This is a genomic window from Streptomyces sp. NPDC051776, from assembly GCF_040681345.1.
Classification (GTDB): Bacteria; Actinomycetota; Actinomycetes; order Streptomycetales; family Streptomycetaceae; genus Streptomyces.
In genome coordinates, this window is sequence record NZ_JBFAYQ010000037.1 from 1 (window position 1) to 17,663 (window position 17,663).

The window sequence follows — 17,663 nt, forward strand, 5'->3', positions numbered from 1 at the left end:
GACCCGGACATCCGGTACGTCGGGCAGGGGTGCGTTCATGGCCGGTCTCCTGCGTGCTCATTCCACGGCTCGCCGGGTGGTGGGGGGTAGGGGGGGCCTGTCCGGCGCCGGGAGACCGGGTCCGGTTCGGCTTGGGGCCTGATGTGTTCCGCGGGCGGGGGCGGGGAAGGCGCCGGCCATCGGTCCGCCTGCGGCTGGGGCGCGGGGGTCCCGGGCCAACGCTCCGAGGAGTCGTCGAACGGGAACGGCCGGGGCTGGCTGGGCGTCGCGTACGAGCCCATGGTGGGCAGCGGATCCGTCAGCGGGGCGGGGCCGGGCTCGTAGAACGAGTCCTGCTGGTGGAGCGAGGGCGGCTCGAACGGGCCCGCCAGCGGCGTGGGGGTGGGGAAGCTCCCGGTGTCCGAGATCCTAGGGAAGCTTCCGGTGCCTGAGCCCCCGGGGGAGCTTCCGGTGCCGGAAACCCCGGGGAAGCGCCCGGTATCGGAAACCCCGGGGAAGCGCCCGGTATCGGAAACCCCGGGGAAGCTCCCGGTATCGGAAACCCCGGGGAAGCCTCCGGTGTCCGCGACCCTCGGGTAGCCGCCCGTATCGGCGGGCCTGGGGAAGCCGCCCGTATCGGCGGGCCTGGGGAAGGAGCCCGTATCCGCTGGCCGCGGAAACGATCCCGTGTCCGAAGGCCGCGGCTCCGGCACCGGCGACAGCTGTCCGGTGTCGAAAAGGGGCCCCGACACCGTCGTGGGCGCATCGGAGAAGCCCGGCAGCGGGGGCGGGGGCAGGGAGGGCAGAGGCCGCGTCGGCGGTGCCGCGAACGGGTCCGTGGGCGGGGGCGTGGAGGAGACCGCGCGGTATGCCGCGGATATGCCGGTACCCCGACTCGCGGATATCGGCGGGGGGCGCGTCGAGTCCAGGCGCAGCGGCGGCTGGCCGACCGTGGGATCGGTCCGCTGGCCCGGTACCCTGCGCGCTCCCGGAAGCGGGGCGATCCCGGGGTCCCGCGCGGGCGGGGGCACGTCAATGCCGGACAGGGCTTCCGGGCGGGTGTACGTCATCAGCAGCCGGGCGATGCGCCGGCGCTGGGCCTGCGGCAGCAAGCGGACGGTCAGGGCGACGCCAACGGCGATCAGCATCAAGGAGTACATGGTGAGAACCCAGCCCGCGGCCGGTCGCCCCGCCTGGAGCCCGTGCACCAGAGCCGCGCCCCACGCCGGGTAGGCCAGGGCGTGGAACGACCTCCACCGCCCCGCCGCCTGCCCGGGGTTGGCGAAGGCGCTGCGGGCCGCGCCCGTGGCGCCGGCGATCACCATGAGGTACGCCGCGAGGGAACCGAGACCGATCAGGACACCCGGGCCGTGCATACCCAGTCCGAACGGGACCAGGGCACCGAGCATGCCGACGTGACCCACGGCCACCTTGGTCGCGATGTGCACGAGCAGGAACGCCAGCGAAGAGACCGCGAGTACACGGTGGATGGCCTGGGCGAGCAGTCGCTGCCGGGGCTCCAGCAGGACACGGTCGGTGGCGATGAGCCCCCAGATGACGGCGGAGGTCAGTGACACCAGCGTGAGGACGCCACTGATGAAGTCCATCGCGGCACGGAACACGTCACCGGTCGCAAGTGCAAGCACGGGGATGAGAACGATGACCGAGACGGATCCTGTGAGCAGGACCGGCCGTGGCACGTTCGTCGGTGGTCGGATCTTGCGATGTGGGTTCATGCGGACGACTCCAGTGGTGCGGGGAGAGGGGTCCCGGCAACGCATGCTAATTCCGTACGGGAACGTCGTCGTAGCCCTTTCGTTATTTGCTCGAATGTCAATTGCAGACGGACCGTGGTCCCGAGGGATGCTCAGGAACCCTGTAAACGGCGCTATTTGGTGACTATTCGTGCAGGCGGAATCGGACAGTCTGTGAGAAAACTGTGATGACCCGTGGCCCTTCGAATGCAAAGCGGCGGCCCCCTCCGGTGGGCGCTCGATGTGACGTGGATCTCGTTTTGATTCGCCCCGTCCGGGGGCCCGGTGGTGCCTTCCGTGCAGCCGCCGACCGGGCCGAGCGGGCCGGTGACGGGAACGGTTGCTGTCCGCAAGTGGACAGTGGCTCTGTGCGGTCCGAGTGACCCCTGCGGTACCCTGAGCCCATGCGTGCCGTACGCCTTCTGCTTAGCGGGCCGCGCTGATCAGTCCCGGCCGGTGGACATCCCGGCCGGAATCGGCGCGGCGTCCCCTCCTGTGCGAGGGGATTTTTCGTTTCCGAACCAGCTGGCAGAGACGATCGATGGAGCCTTAAGGATCATGAGCGAGACGAATTCCTCCCCTGCCCCGGGCGCGGGAGGTGCCCCCGCCGAGGTGGTCGCGCCGTACCGCTACACGGCCGCCATGGCCGCCGAGATCGAAGCACGCTGGCAGGACTTCTGGGACGCCGAGGGCACGTACGAGACGCCGAACCCCAGTGGTGACCTGTCGGGCGCCGCGGAGCGCGCCGCGCTGCCCAAGAAGTACGTCATGGACATGTTCCCGTACCCCTCGGGTGCGGGGCTGCACGTCGGTCACCCCCTGGGCTACATCGCCACCGACGTCTACGCCCGCTTCAACCGGATGACCGGCCACAACGTCCTGCACACCCTGGGCTTCGACGCCTTCGGCCTGCCCGCCGAGCAGTACGCGGTGCAGACCGGCACGCATCCCCGGGTCTCCACCGAGGCCAACATGGAGAACATGAAGGCCCAGCTCCGCCGGCTGGGCCTGGGCCACGACAAGCGCCGGTCGTTCGCGACGATCGACCCGGACTACTACAAGTGGACCCAGTGGATCTTCCTGCAGATCTTCAACTCCTGGTACGACGAGGAGGAGAAGAAGGCGCGGCCCATCGAGACCCTGGTCGAGCAGTTCGCGTCGGGCCGCCGCGCGACACCGGACCGCCGCCCCTGGAGCGAGCTGACCGCCGCCGAGCGAGCCGACGTCCTGGGCGAGTACCGCCTGGCATACGCCTCCGACGCGCCCGTCAACTGGTGCCCCGGGCTGGGCACCGTGCTGGCCAACGAGGAGGTCACGGCCGAAGGCCGCTCCGAGCGCGGCAACTTCCCCGTGTTCAAGGCCAAGCTGCGCCAGTGGAACATGCGCATCACCGCGTACGCGGACCGGCTGCTGGACGACCTGGACGCGCTGGACTGGCCGGAGGCCATCAAGCTGCAGCAGCGCAACTGGATCGGCCGCTCCGAGGGAGCCCGTATCGACTTCCCCGTGGGCGACAAGGGTGCGATCACGGTCTTCACGACCCGTCAGGACACCCTGTTCGGCGCCACGTACATGGTGCTGGCGCCCGAACACGACCTGGTGGACGCGATCGTCCCCGGGGCCTGGCCCCAGGGCACCCACGGTGTGTGGACCGGCGGGCACGCGACCCCGGCCGAAGCCGTCGCCGAGTACCGCAAGCAGGCCGCGGCCAAGTCCGACGTCGAGCGGCAGGCCGAGGTCAAGGACAAGACCGGGGTCTTCACCGGTGCGTACGCGACCAACCCGGTCAGCGGGGAGCGGATCCCGGTCTTCATCGCCGACTACGTTCTGATGGGCTACGGCACCGGCGCGATCATGGCCGTCCCGGCGCACGACGCCCGGGACTTCGCCTTCGCCCGCTCCTTCGAACTGCCCATGCGCTGCGTCGTCGAGCCCCCGGACGACCGGGGCACCGACCCGTCGACCTGGGACGAGGCGTTCGCCTCGTACGACGCGAAGATCGTGAACTCGACCGGTCCGGGTACCTCGCTGGACGGCCTGGGAGTCGTCGACGCCAAGGCGAAGATGACCGAGTGGCTGTCGGCGCAGGGCATCGGCGAGGGCATGGTCAATTTCCGGCTGCGCGACTGGCTGTTCAGCCGCCAGCGCTACTGGGGCGAGCCCTTCCCCATCGTCTACGACGAGGTCGGCACGGCCCACGCCCTGCCCGACTCGATGCTGCCGGTCGAGCTGCCCGAGGTCGACGACTACGCGCCGCGCACCTTCGACCCGGACGACGCCGACACCTCCCCCGAGACCCCGCTGTCCCGCAACGAGGACTGGGTCAACGTGGAGCTGGACCTGGGCGACGGACCGAAGATGTACCGCCGCGAGACCAACACCATGCCCAACTGGGCCGGTTCGTGCTGGTACGAGCTGCGCTACCTGGACCCCCGGAACGGCGAGCAGGTCGTCGACCCGGCCGTCGAGGCGTACTGGATGGGCTCGAACGAGGACCGGCCCGCAGGCGGCGTCGACCTGTACGTGGGCGGTGCGGAGCACGCCGTTCTGCACCTGCTGTACGCCCGCTTCTGGCACAAGGTGCTGTACGACCTGGGCCACATCTCCTCGTTCGAGCCGTTCCACAAGCTGTTCAACCAGGGCATGATCCAGGCCTACGTCTACCGGGACAGCCGCGGTGTCGCCGTCCCGGCGGTCGAGGTGGAGGAGCGGGACGGCGCGTACTTCTACCAGGGCGAGCGGGTCTCCCGGCTGCTGGGCAAGATGGGCAAGTCCCTGAAGAACGCGGTGACTCCGGACGAGATCTGCGCCGAGTACGGGGCGGACACCCTGCGCCTGTACGAGTTGGCCATGGGTCCGCTGGACGTCTCCCGGCCCTGGGACACCCGCGCGGTGGTCGGCCAGTACCGGCTGCTGCAGCGGCTGTGGCGCAACGTCGTGGACGAGAACACGGGCGAGGTCACCGTCGCCGACACGGAACCGGACGAGGGCACGCTGCGCGCCCTGCACAAGGCGATCGACGGTGTGCGGCAGGACATGGAGAGCCTGCGCTTCAACACCGCCATCGCCAAGGTGACCGAGCTGAACAACCACCTGACGAAGGCGGGCGGCCCGGTACCGCGCGAGGTCGCGGAGAAGCTGGTGCTGCTGGCCGCGCCGCTGGCGCCGCACATCGCCGAGGAGCTGTGGCACCGGCTGGGCCACGAGTCGTCGGTCGTGTACGAGCCCATGCCCGTCGCCGACCCGGCCTACGTCGTGGACGAGACCGTGACCTGCGTGGTGCAGATCAAGGGCAAGGTCAGGGCACGGCTGGAGGTGTCGCCGTCGATCGGCGACGAGGAGCTGGAGAAGCTGGCGCTGGGCGACGCGGCGGTGCAGTCGGCGCTGGACGGCGCGGGCATCCGCAAGGTGATCGTCAGGGCGCCGAAGCTGGTGAATATCGTCCCTGTGTGAAGCGGGACGGTGGCTCGCGTGAAGCGGAGCGGTGGCTCGGAGCGTGCCCGGCAACCTGGCGGGTGCCTGTGGCCGGACGCGACCGTCCTCCCTGGCCGGGTCCCCGGGCCGGGTTGATCCCGGATGGGGAACCGGGCGGCTCCCTGGACGGGTCCCGGGTCCCCGATGGGCCCCGGGTTGATTCCTGATGGGTCCCGGCCAGGCACGCCAGCAGACGGCAGGACCCGGTGCGGCAGGCCAGGCACGCCAGCAGACGGCAGGACCCGGTGCGACAGGCAGGTACGGCAGGACCCGGTGCGGCAGGCTCTGCGTCCGGCCCTGTGCCCGGGCCGGCGGAGCGCGGCCGGCGCCTGGCTGAGGGCATTCCCCTACGGGCCGGTTGGGGGTTCCGCCGGAACCCTCGACCGGCCCGGGCCGTTTAGGCTGGAGACACGATGTCGTCACGGCCACGACCGGCTGGCCCCCGCGCACTCGGGGTCCGTGCCCGGCCGGACCGTCCGGTAGCGCCCGCCCGGCACCGTCACCGCGAAGGAGCGACCGCCCATGGAAGCCGCGATCCTCATCCTCGCGCTGCTGTTCCTCGCCTTCGTGGTGCTCGGGGCCTACGCGACGGTGAAGGCCGTGGGGGCGGCGAAGCGGGGTGTCGACCGCACGGTCGCCCAGGCGCGCCGCACGGTGGAGGACACGACCCTCAGAGCGCGTCAGATCGCCCAGCCCGGCCCGCAGGGGCAGCTCGCCGAACTGCGCCTCTCGCTGCGCACGTCGATGCGGGCCACCCAGGACGTCCTGCACGCCGGGCGCCGCGAGGACGAGTCGCTGTCCGAGGCCCAGGGCCTCTTCGAGCGGCTCAGCGCACACGGGCGCGAACTGGACGACGAGCTCAAGCGGCTGGAGCGGGAGCCGGACAGGGCCGCGCTGGCAGCCCGGCTGCCGGATCTGCGCGAGCGGACGCAGCAGATCACCCGTCACGCGGACTCCCTGCGTTGGGCGGCGCAGGACCGAGCGCGGCGCTTCGCCGACGACGACCTGACGACACTCGGCACCCAGATCGACATCGAATCGGGGGCGCTGCGGCACTGGAAGCCCGCGCCGTCGGCGAACGCGACGGCCTCAAAGCCCTCCGCGTCCTGCGGGTCCTCGGCGTCCTCCGCGTCCTCGGCGTCCTCGGCGCCCTCCGCGCCGTCCGGGGCCGCGGCGTACGAGTCCTCCGGGTCTGCCCCGTCCTCGGCTTCCGGTTCGCATCCCACGCCCGCCTGGCCGGATGTCTCGCAGCCGGGAGTCGCGTCGCAGGAGCCGCCTCCCGCCATCACCGCGCAGGACCCCCGGGAGCAGCGGGCCCGGTATCCCTGGGAGAAGAAGGCCGTCCGCCGGCCGGAGAGCACGACGTGAACGGATCTCCCGGCCGGGTGAACCGACAGCTGAGGAGAACCGGGAGTTGAGCAGGCGGCACAGCAGTGGGCGAGTCGACCGGGGGCGTGAGAGTGGACGGTGACGCGGTCCCGGACTGTCGGCCACCGGCCTGCCCGGATAACCTCCCAGTCATGTCCCGGCTTGTCGCTATCGTCACTGATTCCACGGCGTACCTGCCCCCGCAGGCGATGGAGCGGCACGGCATCATGGCAGTGCCGCTGACGGTGGTGCTCGGCAACCGGGCGCTGGAGGAGGGCACCGAGGTCTCCGCCCGCTCCGTGGCTCAGGCCCTGCAGCGCCGTACCCCGGTGACGACGTCCCGGCCGAGCCCGGCGACGTTCGCCGCGGCCTACCGGGCCGCCGCGGATGCGGGCGCGGAAGGGATCGTGTCGCTGCACCTGTCGGCGGAGATCTCCGGAACGTACGACGCGGCCGTGCTCGCGGCGAAGGACGCGCCCGTACCCGTGCGCGTTGTGGACACCGGCATGGTGGCGATGGCCCTCGGTTTCTGCGCCCTGGCCGCGGCGGAGGCCGCTGAGGCGGGCGGCGCGTTGGACGAGGCGGTGGCTGCGGCCGAGAAGCGTGCCGAGGGGACTTCCGCGTACTTCTACGTCGACACGCTCGACTACCTTCGGCGGGGCGGGCGGATCGGCGCGGCACAGGCCCTGCTGGGCTCGGCCCTGGCGGTGAAGCCGCTGCTTCAGCTCGACGGCGGGCGGATCGAGTTGCTGGAGAAGGTGCGCACGGCATCGAAGGCCATCGCGCGTCTCGAGGAACTCGTCGTCGAACGGGCCGGCAGTACGCCCGTGGACATCGCGGTGCACCACCTCGCCGCGGCCGAACGCGCCGACCAGCTCGCCTCCCGGCTCCGCGCCCGCGTGCCCGGTCTGGAGGAGCTGCACGTCAGTGAGGTGGGCGCGGTGATCGGGGCACACACCGGTCCCGGGCTGCTCGGCGCCGTGCTCTCGCCGAAGGGCTGAACGGGGCGCGCGAGGACGGCGGGCGCCGGGTGCTTCGGCCCCGCCGACGTCTGCCGAGGTCACTCGTGCGGGTGGTGAGGTTGTCCACAACTCGTCGGCTGTCCACGGAAATTGGCGCTGCTGAGCGGATGTCGGGGTTCGCGCCTACGGTCGGTCGCCATGGAGATGCGAGCACGCAGCGTAACGAGTGGACCTGGCCGGGCACCGGACTCCGATCAGCGCGCCCGACGGCGCCATGGGGCGCGTCGTCACGGTTCGCGCGGCTTGGGCGGCCGCAATCCCGGTGCGCGCCGTGCAGGCGCACACCGGGCCGATCGCGGGGGGACACACCGCGTCGACGGCGCCGTGGCGCAGCGTGGGTGGCGCCGTGCGGTCGCGGGCGGGAGACCGGCCGCAACACCCGGGTCGCCGGGCCCTGCCGCTCTGCGTGCCCGCGCGGAGGCGCTCCTCGGCCCACTGGGCAGTGCCACCACGTCTTCGCCGCATGCCACGAGCCTTCCTGGCGAACGCCCCGGGCCGGATGTCATGCCGACGCTGTCCGCTCATCCGGACGCGCTGGTTCTCCCGCGCGGCGCGGTGCAGTTGAGGCCGCAATCGGCCCCGTCGTATGCGGGACGGGCGGTGGCCGGTCCGGCGAGCGGAGACGGCGTCGGCGAAGCCGCTCCCTCGCCCTCGGAGCGGGTGTCGCGTCGCCGGGTGCCGAGCTGGGCGCGACAGCGAGCGGAAGAGGGGGTCTCGGCAGGGGAGGAGCGGGAAGCCGGACCGCAGGGCGCGTACGGGGCGCAGCGGGGACCGGAGCGGCAAGTCTCTGATGGAACCGGGTGGGAGGCGGATCCTCCGTTCCTCGGCATGGATGCGCCGCAGGAGATGGAGAGGCGGCGCGAGACGTCCGATGCCTCGCGCTCCGATCGTCGGAAACCGACTGAGGCGACTGAGCGGGCCGAACGGGAAGTGCCCGAAGTGCCGGGAACCGGGCCGGGGGTCGGACCTGGTGCCGATGCGGCCCCAGTGCTGTCCGGGCCCGCTGTACGGAAAGCCGGGCCCGTTGTACGGCAGTCCGGGGCGGCTGTACGGAAACCCGGGCCCGTTGTATGGCAGTCCGGGGCGGCTGTACGGGGGGCCGAGGCGGCTGTACGGCAGTCCGCGGCGGCTGTACGGCAGTCCGGTGCGAGCCGAGCAGTCACGGAGCCGCCCGATGTCGCTCCGGCGGGGAAGGCGGGGGGTCCCCCCGAGCGTCCGGACGTCTCGCGGAAGGGCCGGATCGCGCCGGAAGCCGTCGGGCCGACTGCTGGGCCGTGGGTCCCGAGCTGGTCCGCGTCACGGGTGTCGGCATCCGTACGAGTGGGAAAGGCCTGCGCGATGACCTCGGCCCATGCGTCTTCGGCCCGAGCGACCCCGGCCCGAGCGACCCCGGCCCACGCGGAGTTGGACGAGCCGGCGACGGCAGTTCTCGATGCTGTGCCAAGCGGGCGGAACATCGGGTGGGACGGCGTGACGGCGGAACGGAGCGCTCCGCGGCCCCCGAAGGGGGGACAGCCCGGAACGGGGACCGGGACCTTCCGCTCGGCCGAACCCGCGCCCGCAGAGCCGGATCCGGCAGAAACCCAGTTCCCGCAGCCCAGCCGGGCGAGGAGGGGGCCGAGGAAGCCCGGTCAGTCGGAGGCCCCCACGGTCGAGCTGATGCTCAACCGGGCGCCGGGGCCGGCCCCGGACGTGACGCGGGCGGCGGGTGTCGAGCAGACACGGCCGTGGTCGTCGGTGGGGCAGCGTGACGCCGTCCGGGCGTGGCGACAGGGAAGTCCGTCCGTCGGGCCGAGGTCCTCGCGGCGGGAGCGGCTCCACCCGGCAGCGCTCGGGCAGCCACCCTGGACGCCGGACCCCGAACCCGAGCCTGAGCCACAGGCCCCGATCGGGTCGGCGGGCCTCGGAGCACCGGGCGTTCCGTCCACAGCCCCGCAGCCCCGGCGCCTGCGGTGGCACCTGGCCCTGCGCGAACGGTTGCCGCTGTGGCTGCAGTTGAGGGTCGGCATCGAACCGCGGACGCTGGCAGCGCTCGCTGTCGTCCTCGTACTGGCGGGCGGCCTGGCCGCGTATCACTACTGGACCGGGCGACCCCAGACGGTACGGGCACCTGCGGCCGAGCCCCCGCAGCCCCACGCGTCGGCCCCTGGTGCCATCGCGCCCGGACCTTCGCCCGCGGCTTCGGGTGCGGGCGGCGCCCGCCGTGTCGTGATCGATGTCGCAGGCAAGGTCCGCAACCCCGGCATCTTTCGTCTGCCTGCCGGTTCGCGGGTCGCCGATGCCCTCGATGCGGCCGGCGGAGTACGCCCGGGCACGGACACCCGCGCCCTGAACCGGGCGCGTGTTCTCAACGACGGCGAGCAGATCGTGGTCGGCGGAGCGCCCGGTGTGGGCGGAACCGGGCCGGGGACCTCCGCCGCGGGCCCTGCCGGTGCCCCAGGTTCCGGAGGCAGCGGTGCCGGCCCGGTCAGTTTGAACTCCGCCACCGCGGAGCAGCTCGACGCGCTGCCCGGTGTGGGTCCTGTGCTGGCCCGGCACATCCTCGAATACCGCGAGCAGAACGGCGGCTTCACCTCCGTCGCCCAACTCCGAGAGGTGAACGGTATCGGGGACTCTCGCTTCGCCGACCTTCAGCCCCTTGTCCAGCCATGACGACCACGCGAACAGGGGCGCGCATGGACCCGGGACACCGCTCGGTCCAGTCCGCCCCGCCTCAGGAGGGACCGGCCGACCTCCGCCTCTTCCCGCCGGCGCTTGCCGCCTGGGCCGCAGCCGCGTTCGCGGTCACCGCGCCCACGGGCTGGGCCGTCGCCGGGTTTACGGCCTGCGTGGCAGTGGCGCTGGGTTTGTTGCTCGGCGGGGCGGCGGTCCGCAGGACCCGCGTCCGCGGTGGCGTTCGCGCCCGGCCCGTGGCCGCGGCGGCGCTGCTCTGTGCTGCTGCGGCAGCGGCATCCGGAACCTTGCACGCGGCGGATCTCCGGCAGGGTCCGCTGCCGTTCCTCGCTCGGGAAAGCGCATACGTCACGGCCGAGGTGACCCTGACCGGCGATCCCCGGCTGACCCGCCCGCGGGTGCACGGAGCGCAACGTGCCCCCGGCGCGGTCGTCCTGAGGGCCGACGCAGAGCGTGTCACCGCCCCGGACGGCTCGGTCACGACGACTCGCACGCCGGTGCTGGTCATCGTCCATCCACCGGGCTCCCTTTCTCCATCACGCCCCAGCGGCAGCGCGGTTGGTCTGCGCGCGGCGCCCGGCGCTACAGGTCCCCCCGGTCCCGTATCCGGCCGCGACGGCAGCAGGAGTGGTGCGACCAGGACAGGATGGGCTCCGCCGCATGCCGTGGCGGCCGACGGAGCCCAGACGGCCATCACCGCTTCCGGGGGCGGTCCGGCTGCCCCACCCGGCGTACTCGAGCAGTCACGAGGAGCCTCTCCGCGGGCGCGTTGGCTTGGGTTGCTTCCTTCGACGCGACTCCGGGTCCGGGCCAAGGCGGCGACACCGCTGCCGGGCGGAGGAGGGGAGCCCGTCGCTGCCGTCCTGCGGGTGGCCGAGGGCGAACGCGCGGCACCGCAGGTGATCGACGGACCGAGCACTATGCAGCGCGTCGCCGGGGAACTGCGCGGCGGGCTGCGGGAGGCGACCGACGGGCTCTCGGCGGACGCCCGGGCCCTGCTGCCCGGACTGGTCATCGGTGACACCAGCCGGATGCCCGCCGACCTCGAAGAAGCCTTCCATGCAACGGACTTGGTGCATTTGACCGCCGTCAGCGGGGCGAACTTCTCCATTCTCCTCGCCCTGCTCATCGGCCCTCCACACCTCGCGATCCGTGCCGAACGCCGCGGCCTGGCGCCACGGTTCGGTGCCTGCCTGCGCACCACGGCGTTCCTCGGCGGACTGCTCACCCTCGCGTTCGTGGTGGTCTGCCGACCCGAGCCGAGCGTCCTGCGGGCTGCCGCCTGCGGGCTTGTGGCGCTGTTGGCGATCGCCACCGGCCGCCGCCGATCGCTGCTGCCCGCACTGGCCGCGGCGGTTCTGCTCCTCGTCCTCTACGACCCGTGGCTCGCCCTCTCCTACGGTTTTCTCTTCTCGGTCCTGGCCACGGGCGCGTTGCTGACGATCGCGCCCCGCTGGAGCGTGGCACTCCAGCGGGGCCGGGTACCGCCCGGGCTCGCCGAGGTGCTGGCGGCCGCCGCAGCAGCACAGGCGGTCTGCGCTCCGGTGGCCGCCATGCTGGCGGCACGCGTCAGCATCGTGGCCGTGCCGTGCAACCTCCTGGCCGAGATGGCCGTGGCGCCCGCCACCGTCCTCGGCTTCGCCGCGCTGGCCCTCGCGCCCGTCGCGTTGCCGCTCGCCAAGGGCCTGGCGTGGCTGGGCGGTTGGCCGGCGGAGTGGATCGCCGCGGTGGCGCGTACGGGTGCCGCACTGCCCGGCGCCGAACTGGACTGGCCGGGCGGCTGGGCGGGCGGGCTGCTGCTCGCCGTCGTCACGATCGTCCTCGTGCTCGCCGCGCCCCGGCTGCTGCGTCACCCGTGGCTCTCCGGGGCCTGCGCGCTCGTCCTGCTGCTGGCCATCGCACGCCCGGCGCCGCTCCCGCGCTTGATCACCGGCTGGCCGCCGTCCGGCTGGCGTTTCGCGGCGTGCGACGTCGGCCAGGGCGATGCACTGGTCCTGGCCGCGGGCCAGGGAACCGCCGTAGTCGTCGACGCCGGACCCGACCCCCGTCTCGCCGACCGCTGCCTCCGTGCCCTGGCCGTCACCAAGATCCCGCTGGTCGTGCTGACGCACTTCCACGCCGATCACGTGGCCGGCCTGCCCGGGGTCTTACGGGGCCGCGCCGTCGGAGCCATCGAGACCACCACATTGGCGGAGCCCGTGGACCAGGCTGGGTTCGTGCGGCGTGTGGCGGCCGAGGCCCGTGTCCCGATGGTCCGCACGGCACCGGGGGAGCGGCGTCTCGGCCCGCTGCGCTGGCGTGTCCTGTGGCCACCGGCCGGCCCGCCCCCGGACCCCGGCGGGACGGCCGCGCGGCCCTCGCCGACGTTTCCGGCGCCCCCGCTGCACGGTCCGAACGACGCGAGCGTGACGCTTCTGGTCCGCACCGCAGGGCTGACCCTGCTCCTGCTCGGCGACCTCGAACCCCCCGCCCAACAAGGGCTGCTGGCTGCCGTTCCCGATCTGCCGTCCGTCGATGTCCTCAAGGTCGCCCACCATGGTTCCGCCTACCAGGACCTCCGGCTACTGCGCCGGGTCAGCCCCCGCATCGCGGTGATCTCGGCCGGACGGGACAACCCGTACGGGCACCCGTCTCCTCGTACCGTTGCCGCGCTCCGGAATCACGGTGCCATGGTGCTCAGCACCGACACCGTCGGCGCGATCGCCGTCACCGGTGGGCCCTCGTCCCGCCTCGCCGCCGTGGTGAGGGGCACCCGTGCCGGAGCCGTACGCGGGTACGCCGGTCCCCGGGCGCCCGGGAGCCTGCCCCGCCGACGCGGCTCACCAGTCCTGTCCCGCCGATGCCGACGCCGATGCCGTCGGGGTGTTGTGTCACGCGGTGTGCCCGGCAGGCCGAGAGTCGAGGACCGATGGCACGCGCACGCCTCCTGCGCGATAAAGGGGACATGGATTCCGCACAGACCGACGCGTACCTCCGGCGGATCGGCGCGACGCGCCCCGCCCGGGCCGATGAGGCAGCGCTGCGTGACCTGCAACTGCGCCACCTGTGCTCCGTCCCGTTCGAGAACCTCTCCATCCACCTCGGTGAGGAGATCGTCCTCGAGGAGACCCCACTCGTCGACAAGGTCGTCGGGGCACGGCGCGGAGGGTTCTGTTACGAGCTGAACGGCGCCTTCGCGGCACTGCTCACCTCCCTCGGCTGGTCGGTGTCACTGCTGGCAGCCCGGGTCTTCACCGGGCCCGGACGTGTCGGTCCGCCCTACGATCACATGGCGCTGCGCGTCGAGAGCCCGGACGGAGGTGAACCCTGGCTCGCGGACGTCGGGTTCGGCGACCACAGCCACCACCCGCTCCGGTTCGCCGACGGCGAGGCCCAGGCCGACCCTCGCGGAACCTTCCGCATCGTCGAGGCCCCGGCTGGCGACCTGGACGTTTTCAAGGACGGTGAGCCGCAGTTCCGCCTCGACACGCGCCCCCGCCAACTGGGCGACTTCGAGGCGACCTGCTGGTGGCACCGCACTTCACCGAAGTCCCGCTTCACCCGTTCCCTCGTCTGCTCCCGGCTCTTGGAGAACGGCGGCCGGATCACGCTCAGCGGCCGCAAGCTGGTCACCACGACGGCGGGCGGTCGCCGGGAGGAGGAACTGAAGACCGACCACGACGTCCTGTCCGCCTACCGCTCCCATTTCGGCATCGAACTCCGCCATGTACCGGAGGTGTTGGCTCCGCTGAGCGAGGTCTCCGGGCGGTAGGGGGTCACTCCTCCTCGAGCCAGCCCTCGTACTCCTCCGAGAGGGCGGCCAGCTCCGCGGCGTCCAGTCGTTCCGCCGGGTCGTCGATGACCACCAGCCACTGCGCGTCCTCGGCGTCGTCCTCACCAGCAAGCGCGTCCCGCACGAGCTGAGGCATGCTGCCGGGTGCGAACCGGTCGACCACTTCCTCTGCGGCATCCTCCGCCGACTCGCGGTCGGGGAACACAAGGACGTGGTGCAGGGCTACGGGGGCGTCGGAACCGGGGGACTGATCCGTTTCGGGCGGAAGGGACGCGGCGCTGCTCATCCGCCCATTGTGCGTGACGGCCCCTGCTGCACGGCCCCTGTCCGCATAGCCCTGTCCGCCACGCCCCTGTCCGCCAGGCCCTGTCCGCATGGCCCCTGCCCGCTACGCCCCTGTCAGCGGGCGTTGGCCCCGGGCCTGCGGCGTCCTCCTGCGGGCGGCTGCCCTCGTGGCCAGGGGCGTCCCTCTCCGTGACGGTGACCTCTCCAGGCAGGCGGCCGCTGTTCCGGATGTTGCCCCGGCCCGCGGTGCCCAGGTGGTTCCGTCCGCAGACGGTTCTCCGGGCGGGCGGCTCTCCGGAGCGGTCGGGCGCACCTCGCAGTCCGCCCGGGACGTTGCTGTCGGTGGCCCGTGGGATGCTGGTCGCGATGGCCAGGAAGACTGCGACCCAGAACGACGACCTTCTCGCCCCCGTCACGCTCGCCGTGGGCCAGGAGGACCTGCTCCTCGACCGCGCCGTGCAGCAGGTCGTCGCGGCCGCACGCGCGGCCGACACCGACACCGATGTGCGCGAGCTCATGCCCGACGCGCTGCGACCGGGCACGCTCGCCGAGCTGACGAGTCCGTCGCTGTTCGCCGAGCGCAAGGTCGTCGTCGTGCGCGATGCCCAGGACGTCTCAGCGGACGCGATCAAGGACGTGAAGAGCTACCTCGCCGCTCCGGCCGAGGAGATCACCCTCGTCCTGCTGCACGCGGGCGGTGCCAAAGGCAAGGGGCTCCTGGACGCCGCGCGCAAGGCGGGAGCCCGCGAGGTCGCCTGCCCGAAGATGACCAAGCCCGCGGACCGGCTGGCCTTTGTGCGGGGTGAGTTCCGTGCCGGTGGACGTTCCGCGACGCCCGAGGCATGCCAGGCACTGGCCGATGCGATCGGCAGTGACCTGCGCGAACTCGCCAGCGCCTGTTCGCAGTTGGCCGCCGACGTCGAGGGGACCATCGACGAGGCCGTCGTCGCCCGGTACTACACGGGTCGCGCAGAGGCATCCAGCTTCACCGTCGCCGACCGGGCGGTGGAGGGCAGGACCGCCGAGGCGCTGGAGGCGCTCCGCTGGTCACTGTCCACCGGTGTCGCGCCCGTTCTGATCACCAGCGCGCTCGCCCAGGGCGTCAGGGCCATCGGAAAACTCGCCTCCGCGCCCCGCGGTATGCGCCCCGTCGACCTGGCCCGCGAGCTCGGCATGCCGCCCTGGAAGGTCGACCGCGTGCGCCAGCAGATGCGGGGATGGTCGGCCGACGGCGTCTCGGTCGCGCTGAGGGCGGTGGCAGAGGCGGACGGCGCGGTCAAGGGCGGCGGGGACGACCCCGAATTCGCCCTGGAGAAGGCCGTGGTGACCATCGCGCGCGCGGCGCGACCTTCTCGCCCGCGCTGACCCGCACTCGACGAGCTGCAGCTGAACCTGGGCCGAACCACTCTTCCTGCCCCGTTCGGGCCCGTCGGTTGCGTCGCGACGTGACGTGTGCGGGTCGTCGCCCGTCCGACTTCGCTGCCGGACCGGCCACTTGCCCCGGGCAGAACCCCGCACGTTCGCTGTCCGGGCACGCGCGGTGTTCTCCTCGGGCCCATGCAGGGTTGTCCTCGGCCCCCGTGCGGGGTTCTCCTCGGTCGGCTCCGTTCTCAGCCGCTGAGCTTCGTCAACGTCGCCTTCGTGTCCTGCTTCAGCATGTCCTCGATCTCCGACAGGTCGGGCTCCGAGACTCCGGTCTCGCTGGACGAGACGTAGTTGCTGAGGCTCATCTGGTACGTCATCCAGCCGTCGCGCACCGCCAGATACGCCGACGAGCCCGTCTCGCGCGGTTCCTCGGGCGTCACCAGGTATGCCACGTCACCGATGCCGGGGACCTTCCGTACCGAGAACGTGTTCCCGCTGTCGCCCCGCTGGTCGAAACTCTCGTACTGCGCCTCGAAGTTGGCGGACGGATCGGTGGCCTTGTAGAGCCACATCTCGACGGTCACCGTCGCGCTCGAGTACTGGGCGCCCGACGGCGCGAGCGATGTCGTGCACCACATGGCGTCGAGCGCCTTGTGCGTGGCCGCATCGCTCTTGGGCGACGACTTCTCCGCCGGGTACTGCTCCTTGACGGCCGAGAGGTCGGTGTCAGGGCAGATGTCCTTGCGGAAGGTGTAGCCGCCGAGGTCAGGGCCTCCGCCTCCCTGGCCCGGGAAGCCTCCGGTCGCGAAGACGACGGCGACCCATACGGCGGAGGCGACGACCGCGCCGCCGAGTGCCCACAGCAAGCCGCGGCCTCCGGCGCTGGAGGGGGCGGGCGGAACCGGCGGCCCGAAGCCGTAACCGCCCGGCTGGGGCTGCGGCGGTACGTAGAGCGCGGGTTGGCCGGGCGGCTGCGGCTGGTGCGCATGTGTCGGCTGTGGATGCTGTGGCTGAGGCGGCTGCGGATGAGACTGCGCACCGTACGGTTGTGCGGCATACGGATTCGACTGGTCCCCCGGTATCGACATGCCGTGAAGATAGCGGAACTGTCCGCATACGACACCGGCGCGCGCTTCACTCCCCGCGCCCCGGTCCCGCGCTCGGCCGCGCCCCGGTCCGGCCGCGCCCCGGTCCGGCCGCGCCCCGGTCCGGCCGCGCAGGATCCACGCCCCGCACCGCATCCGCGCAGAAGCCCGGGGTCCGTGCGACCCGCTCCCCCGTACCGGAGCCCTCATTCCGTACGTCTGACCAAGCCCGCCTCCGGCGAATACCGAGGCACGACGCCCGTACTCCGAAGGCCCTGCCACCGAAGGCCCTGCCACACCGAAGAGGCCCGTACAACCGAAAGCCCTGACACACCGAAGGCCCGGTGCCGTCCTGGGGAAGGGACAGGCATCGGGCCATCGGGTACGAACTCGGGTGCGCCGCACCCGCGTGGCGAACGCAGGCCGCGTGCGGCGCGTGGGTTGCCGTCCGGAGCGGTTGAGAGGGACCGCTGGATCCGGGCCGGCGGGGTCGGGCCCCTGGAGGGCCCTGGGGCCGGAGCCCCGTACATCACGTCACTGTTGAGGTGTGGTGAGGCAGGTGCTACGGGTGTCAGCCCTGGAGGGTGGCGACCCGCTGAGCCAGAGCTGCCTTCTTGTTGGCGGCCTGGTTCTTGTGGATCACACCCTTGCTGACGGCCTTGTCGAGCTTGCGGGACGCCTCGCGGGCGGCCACGGTGGCCTTCTCGGCGTCGCCGGCCGCGACGGCCTCACGGGTCTTGCGGATCGCGGTCTTGAGCGAGGACTTGACGGCCTTGTTGCGCAGGCGCGCCTTCTCGTTCGTCTTGTTCCGCTTGATCTGGGACTTGATGTTCGCCACGTATAGAGCCTTTGCAGGTTCGTCCGGATTCTTGAGCAGTGCCCCGGC

Annotated in this window: 10 protein-coding genes and 1 pseudogene; 7 read left to right on the forward strand and 4 right to left on the reverse strand. The window is 72.2% G+C overall.

Going from position 1 to position 17,663, the window contains the following annotated elements; translation table 11 throughout:
* Window positions 1–35 precede the first annotated feature (35 nt).
* Complete coding sequence (locus AB0M26_RS24190; RefSeq protein ID WP_365263917.1) at window positions 36–1,715, reverse strand: hypothetical protein; 1,680 nt, start codon at window positions 1,713–1,715, stop codon at window positions 36–38.
* 576 nt (window positions 1,716–2,291) lie between these two features.
* On the opposite strand from AB0M26_RS24190, the gene leuS reads away from it, so the two are divergent.
* The 6 genes and pseudogenes from leuS to AB0M26_RS24220 all read left to right on the forward strand — a co-directional run bounded on the left by leuS (window position 2,292) and on the right by AB0M26_RS24220 (window position 14,021).
* On the forward strand, window positions 2,292–5,186 hold the full coding sequence (leuS, locus tag AB0M26_RS24195; protein WP_365263918.1) for a leucine--tRNA ligase: 2,895 nt from the start codon (window positions 2,292–2,294) through the stop codon (window positions 5,184–5,186).
* A 543-nt stretch (window positions 5,187–5,729) separates the two neighbouring features.
* Window positions 5,730–6,575 carry a hypothetical protein gene (locus tag AB0M26_RS24200; protein WP_365263919.1) on the forward strand — a complete coding sequence of 282 codons (846 nt, stop codon included), beginning with the start codon at window positions 5,730–5,732 and terminating at the stop codon, window positions 6,573–6,575.
* A gap of 152 nt (window positions 6,576–6,727) precedes the next feature.
* Window positions 6,728–7,576, forward strand: coding sequence for a DegV family protein (locus AB0M26_RS24205; protein ID WP_365263920.1), 849 nt, complete (start codon window positions 6,728–6,730; stop codon window positions 7,574–7,576).
* A 1,680-nt stretch (window positions 7,577–9,256) separates the two neighbouring features.
* On the forward strand, window positions 9,257–10,249 hold the full coding sequence (locus AB0M26_RS24210) for a ComEA family DNA-binding protein (RefSeq protein ID WP_365263921.1): 993 nt from the start codon (window positions 9,257–9,259) through the stop codon (window positions 10,247–10,249).
* A pseudogene (locus tag AB0M26_RS24215) lies at window positions 10,246–12,984 on the forward strand (ComEC/Rec2 family competence protein); the annotation flags it as partial. The gene AB0M26_RS24210 and the pseudogene AB0M26_RS24215, both read left to right, overlap by 4 nt.
* A 230-nt stretch (window positions 12,985–13,214) precedes the next feature.
* Window positions 13,215–14,021, forward strand: coding sequence for an arylamine N-acetyltransferase (locus AB0M26_RS24220; protein WP_365263922.1), 807 nt, complete (start codon window positions 13,215–13,217; stop codon window positions 14,019–14,021).
* A 4-nt stretch (window positions 14,022–14,025) separates the two neighbouring features.
* Here AB0M26_RS24220 and AB0M26_RS24225 read toward each other — a convergent pair whose 3' ends face one another.
* The gene (locus AB0M26_RS24225) at window positions 14,026–14,328 is read right to left on the reverse strand and encodes a hypothetical protein (protein WP_365263923.1); all 303 of its coding nucleotides are present in this window, start codon (window positions 14,326–14,328) and stop codon (window positions 14,026–14,028) included.
* A gap of 365 nt (window positions 14,329–14,693) precedes the next feature.
* Between AB0M26_RS24225 and holA the strand changes: the two genes are divergently transcribed.
* Window positions 14,694–15,692 (forward strand): DNA polymerase III subunit delta, encoded by a 999-nt coding sequence (gene holA / locus AB0M26_RS24230; RefSeq protein ID WP_365263924.1) that lies wholly within the window; start codon window positions 14,694–14,696, stop codon window positions 15,690–15,692.
* A 245-nt stretch (window positions 15,693–15,937) separates the two neighbouring features.
* Here holA and AB0M26_RS24235 read toward each other — a convergent pair whose 3' ends face one another.
* Together AB0M26_RS24235 and rpsT are read right to left on the reverse strand one after the other, a co-directional pair.
* Entirely contained in the window at window positions 15,938–16,558 is a 621-nt protein-coding gene (locus AB0M26_RS24235) for a hypothetical protein (RefSeq protein WP_365263925.1), read from the reverse strand.
* A gap of 790 nt (window positions 16,559–17,348) precedes the next feature.
* Complete coding sequence (gene rpsT / locus AB0M26_RS24240) at window positions 17,349–17,615, reverse strand: 30S ribosomal protein S20 (RefSeq protein WP_365263926.1); 267 nt, start codon at window positions 17,613–17,615, stop codon at window positions 17,349–17,351.
* Between the last annotated feature and the right edge of the window lie 48 nt (window positions 17,616–17,663).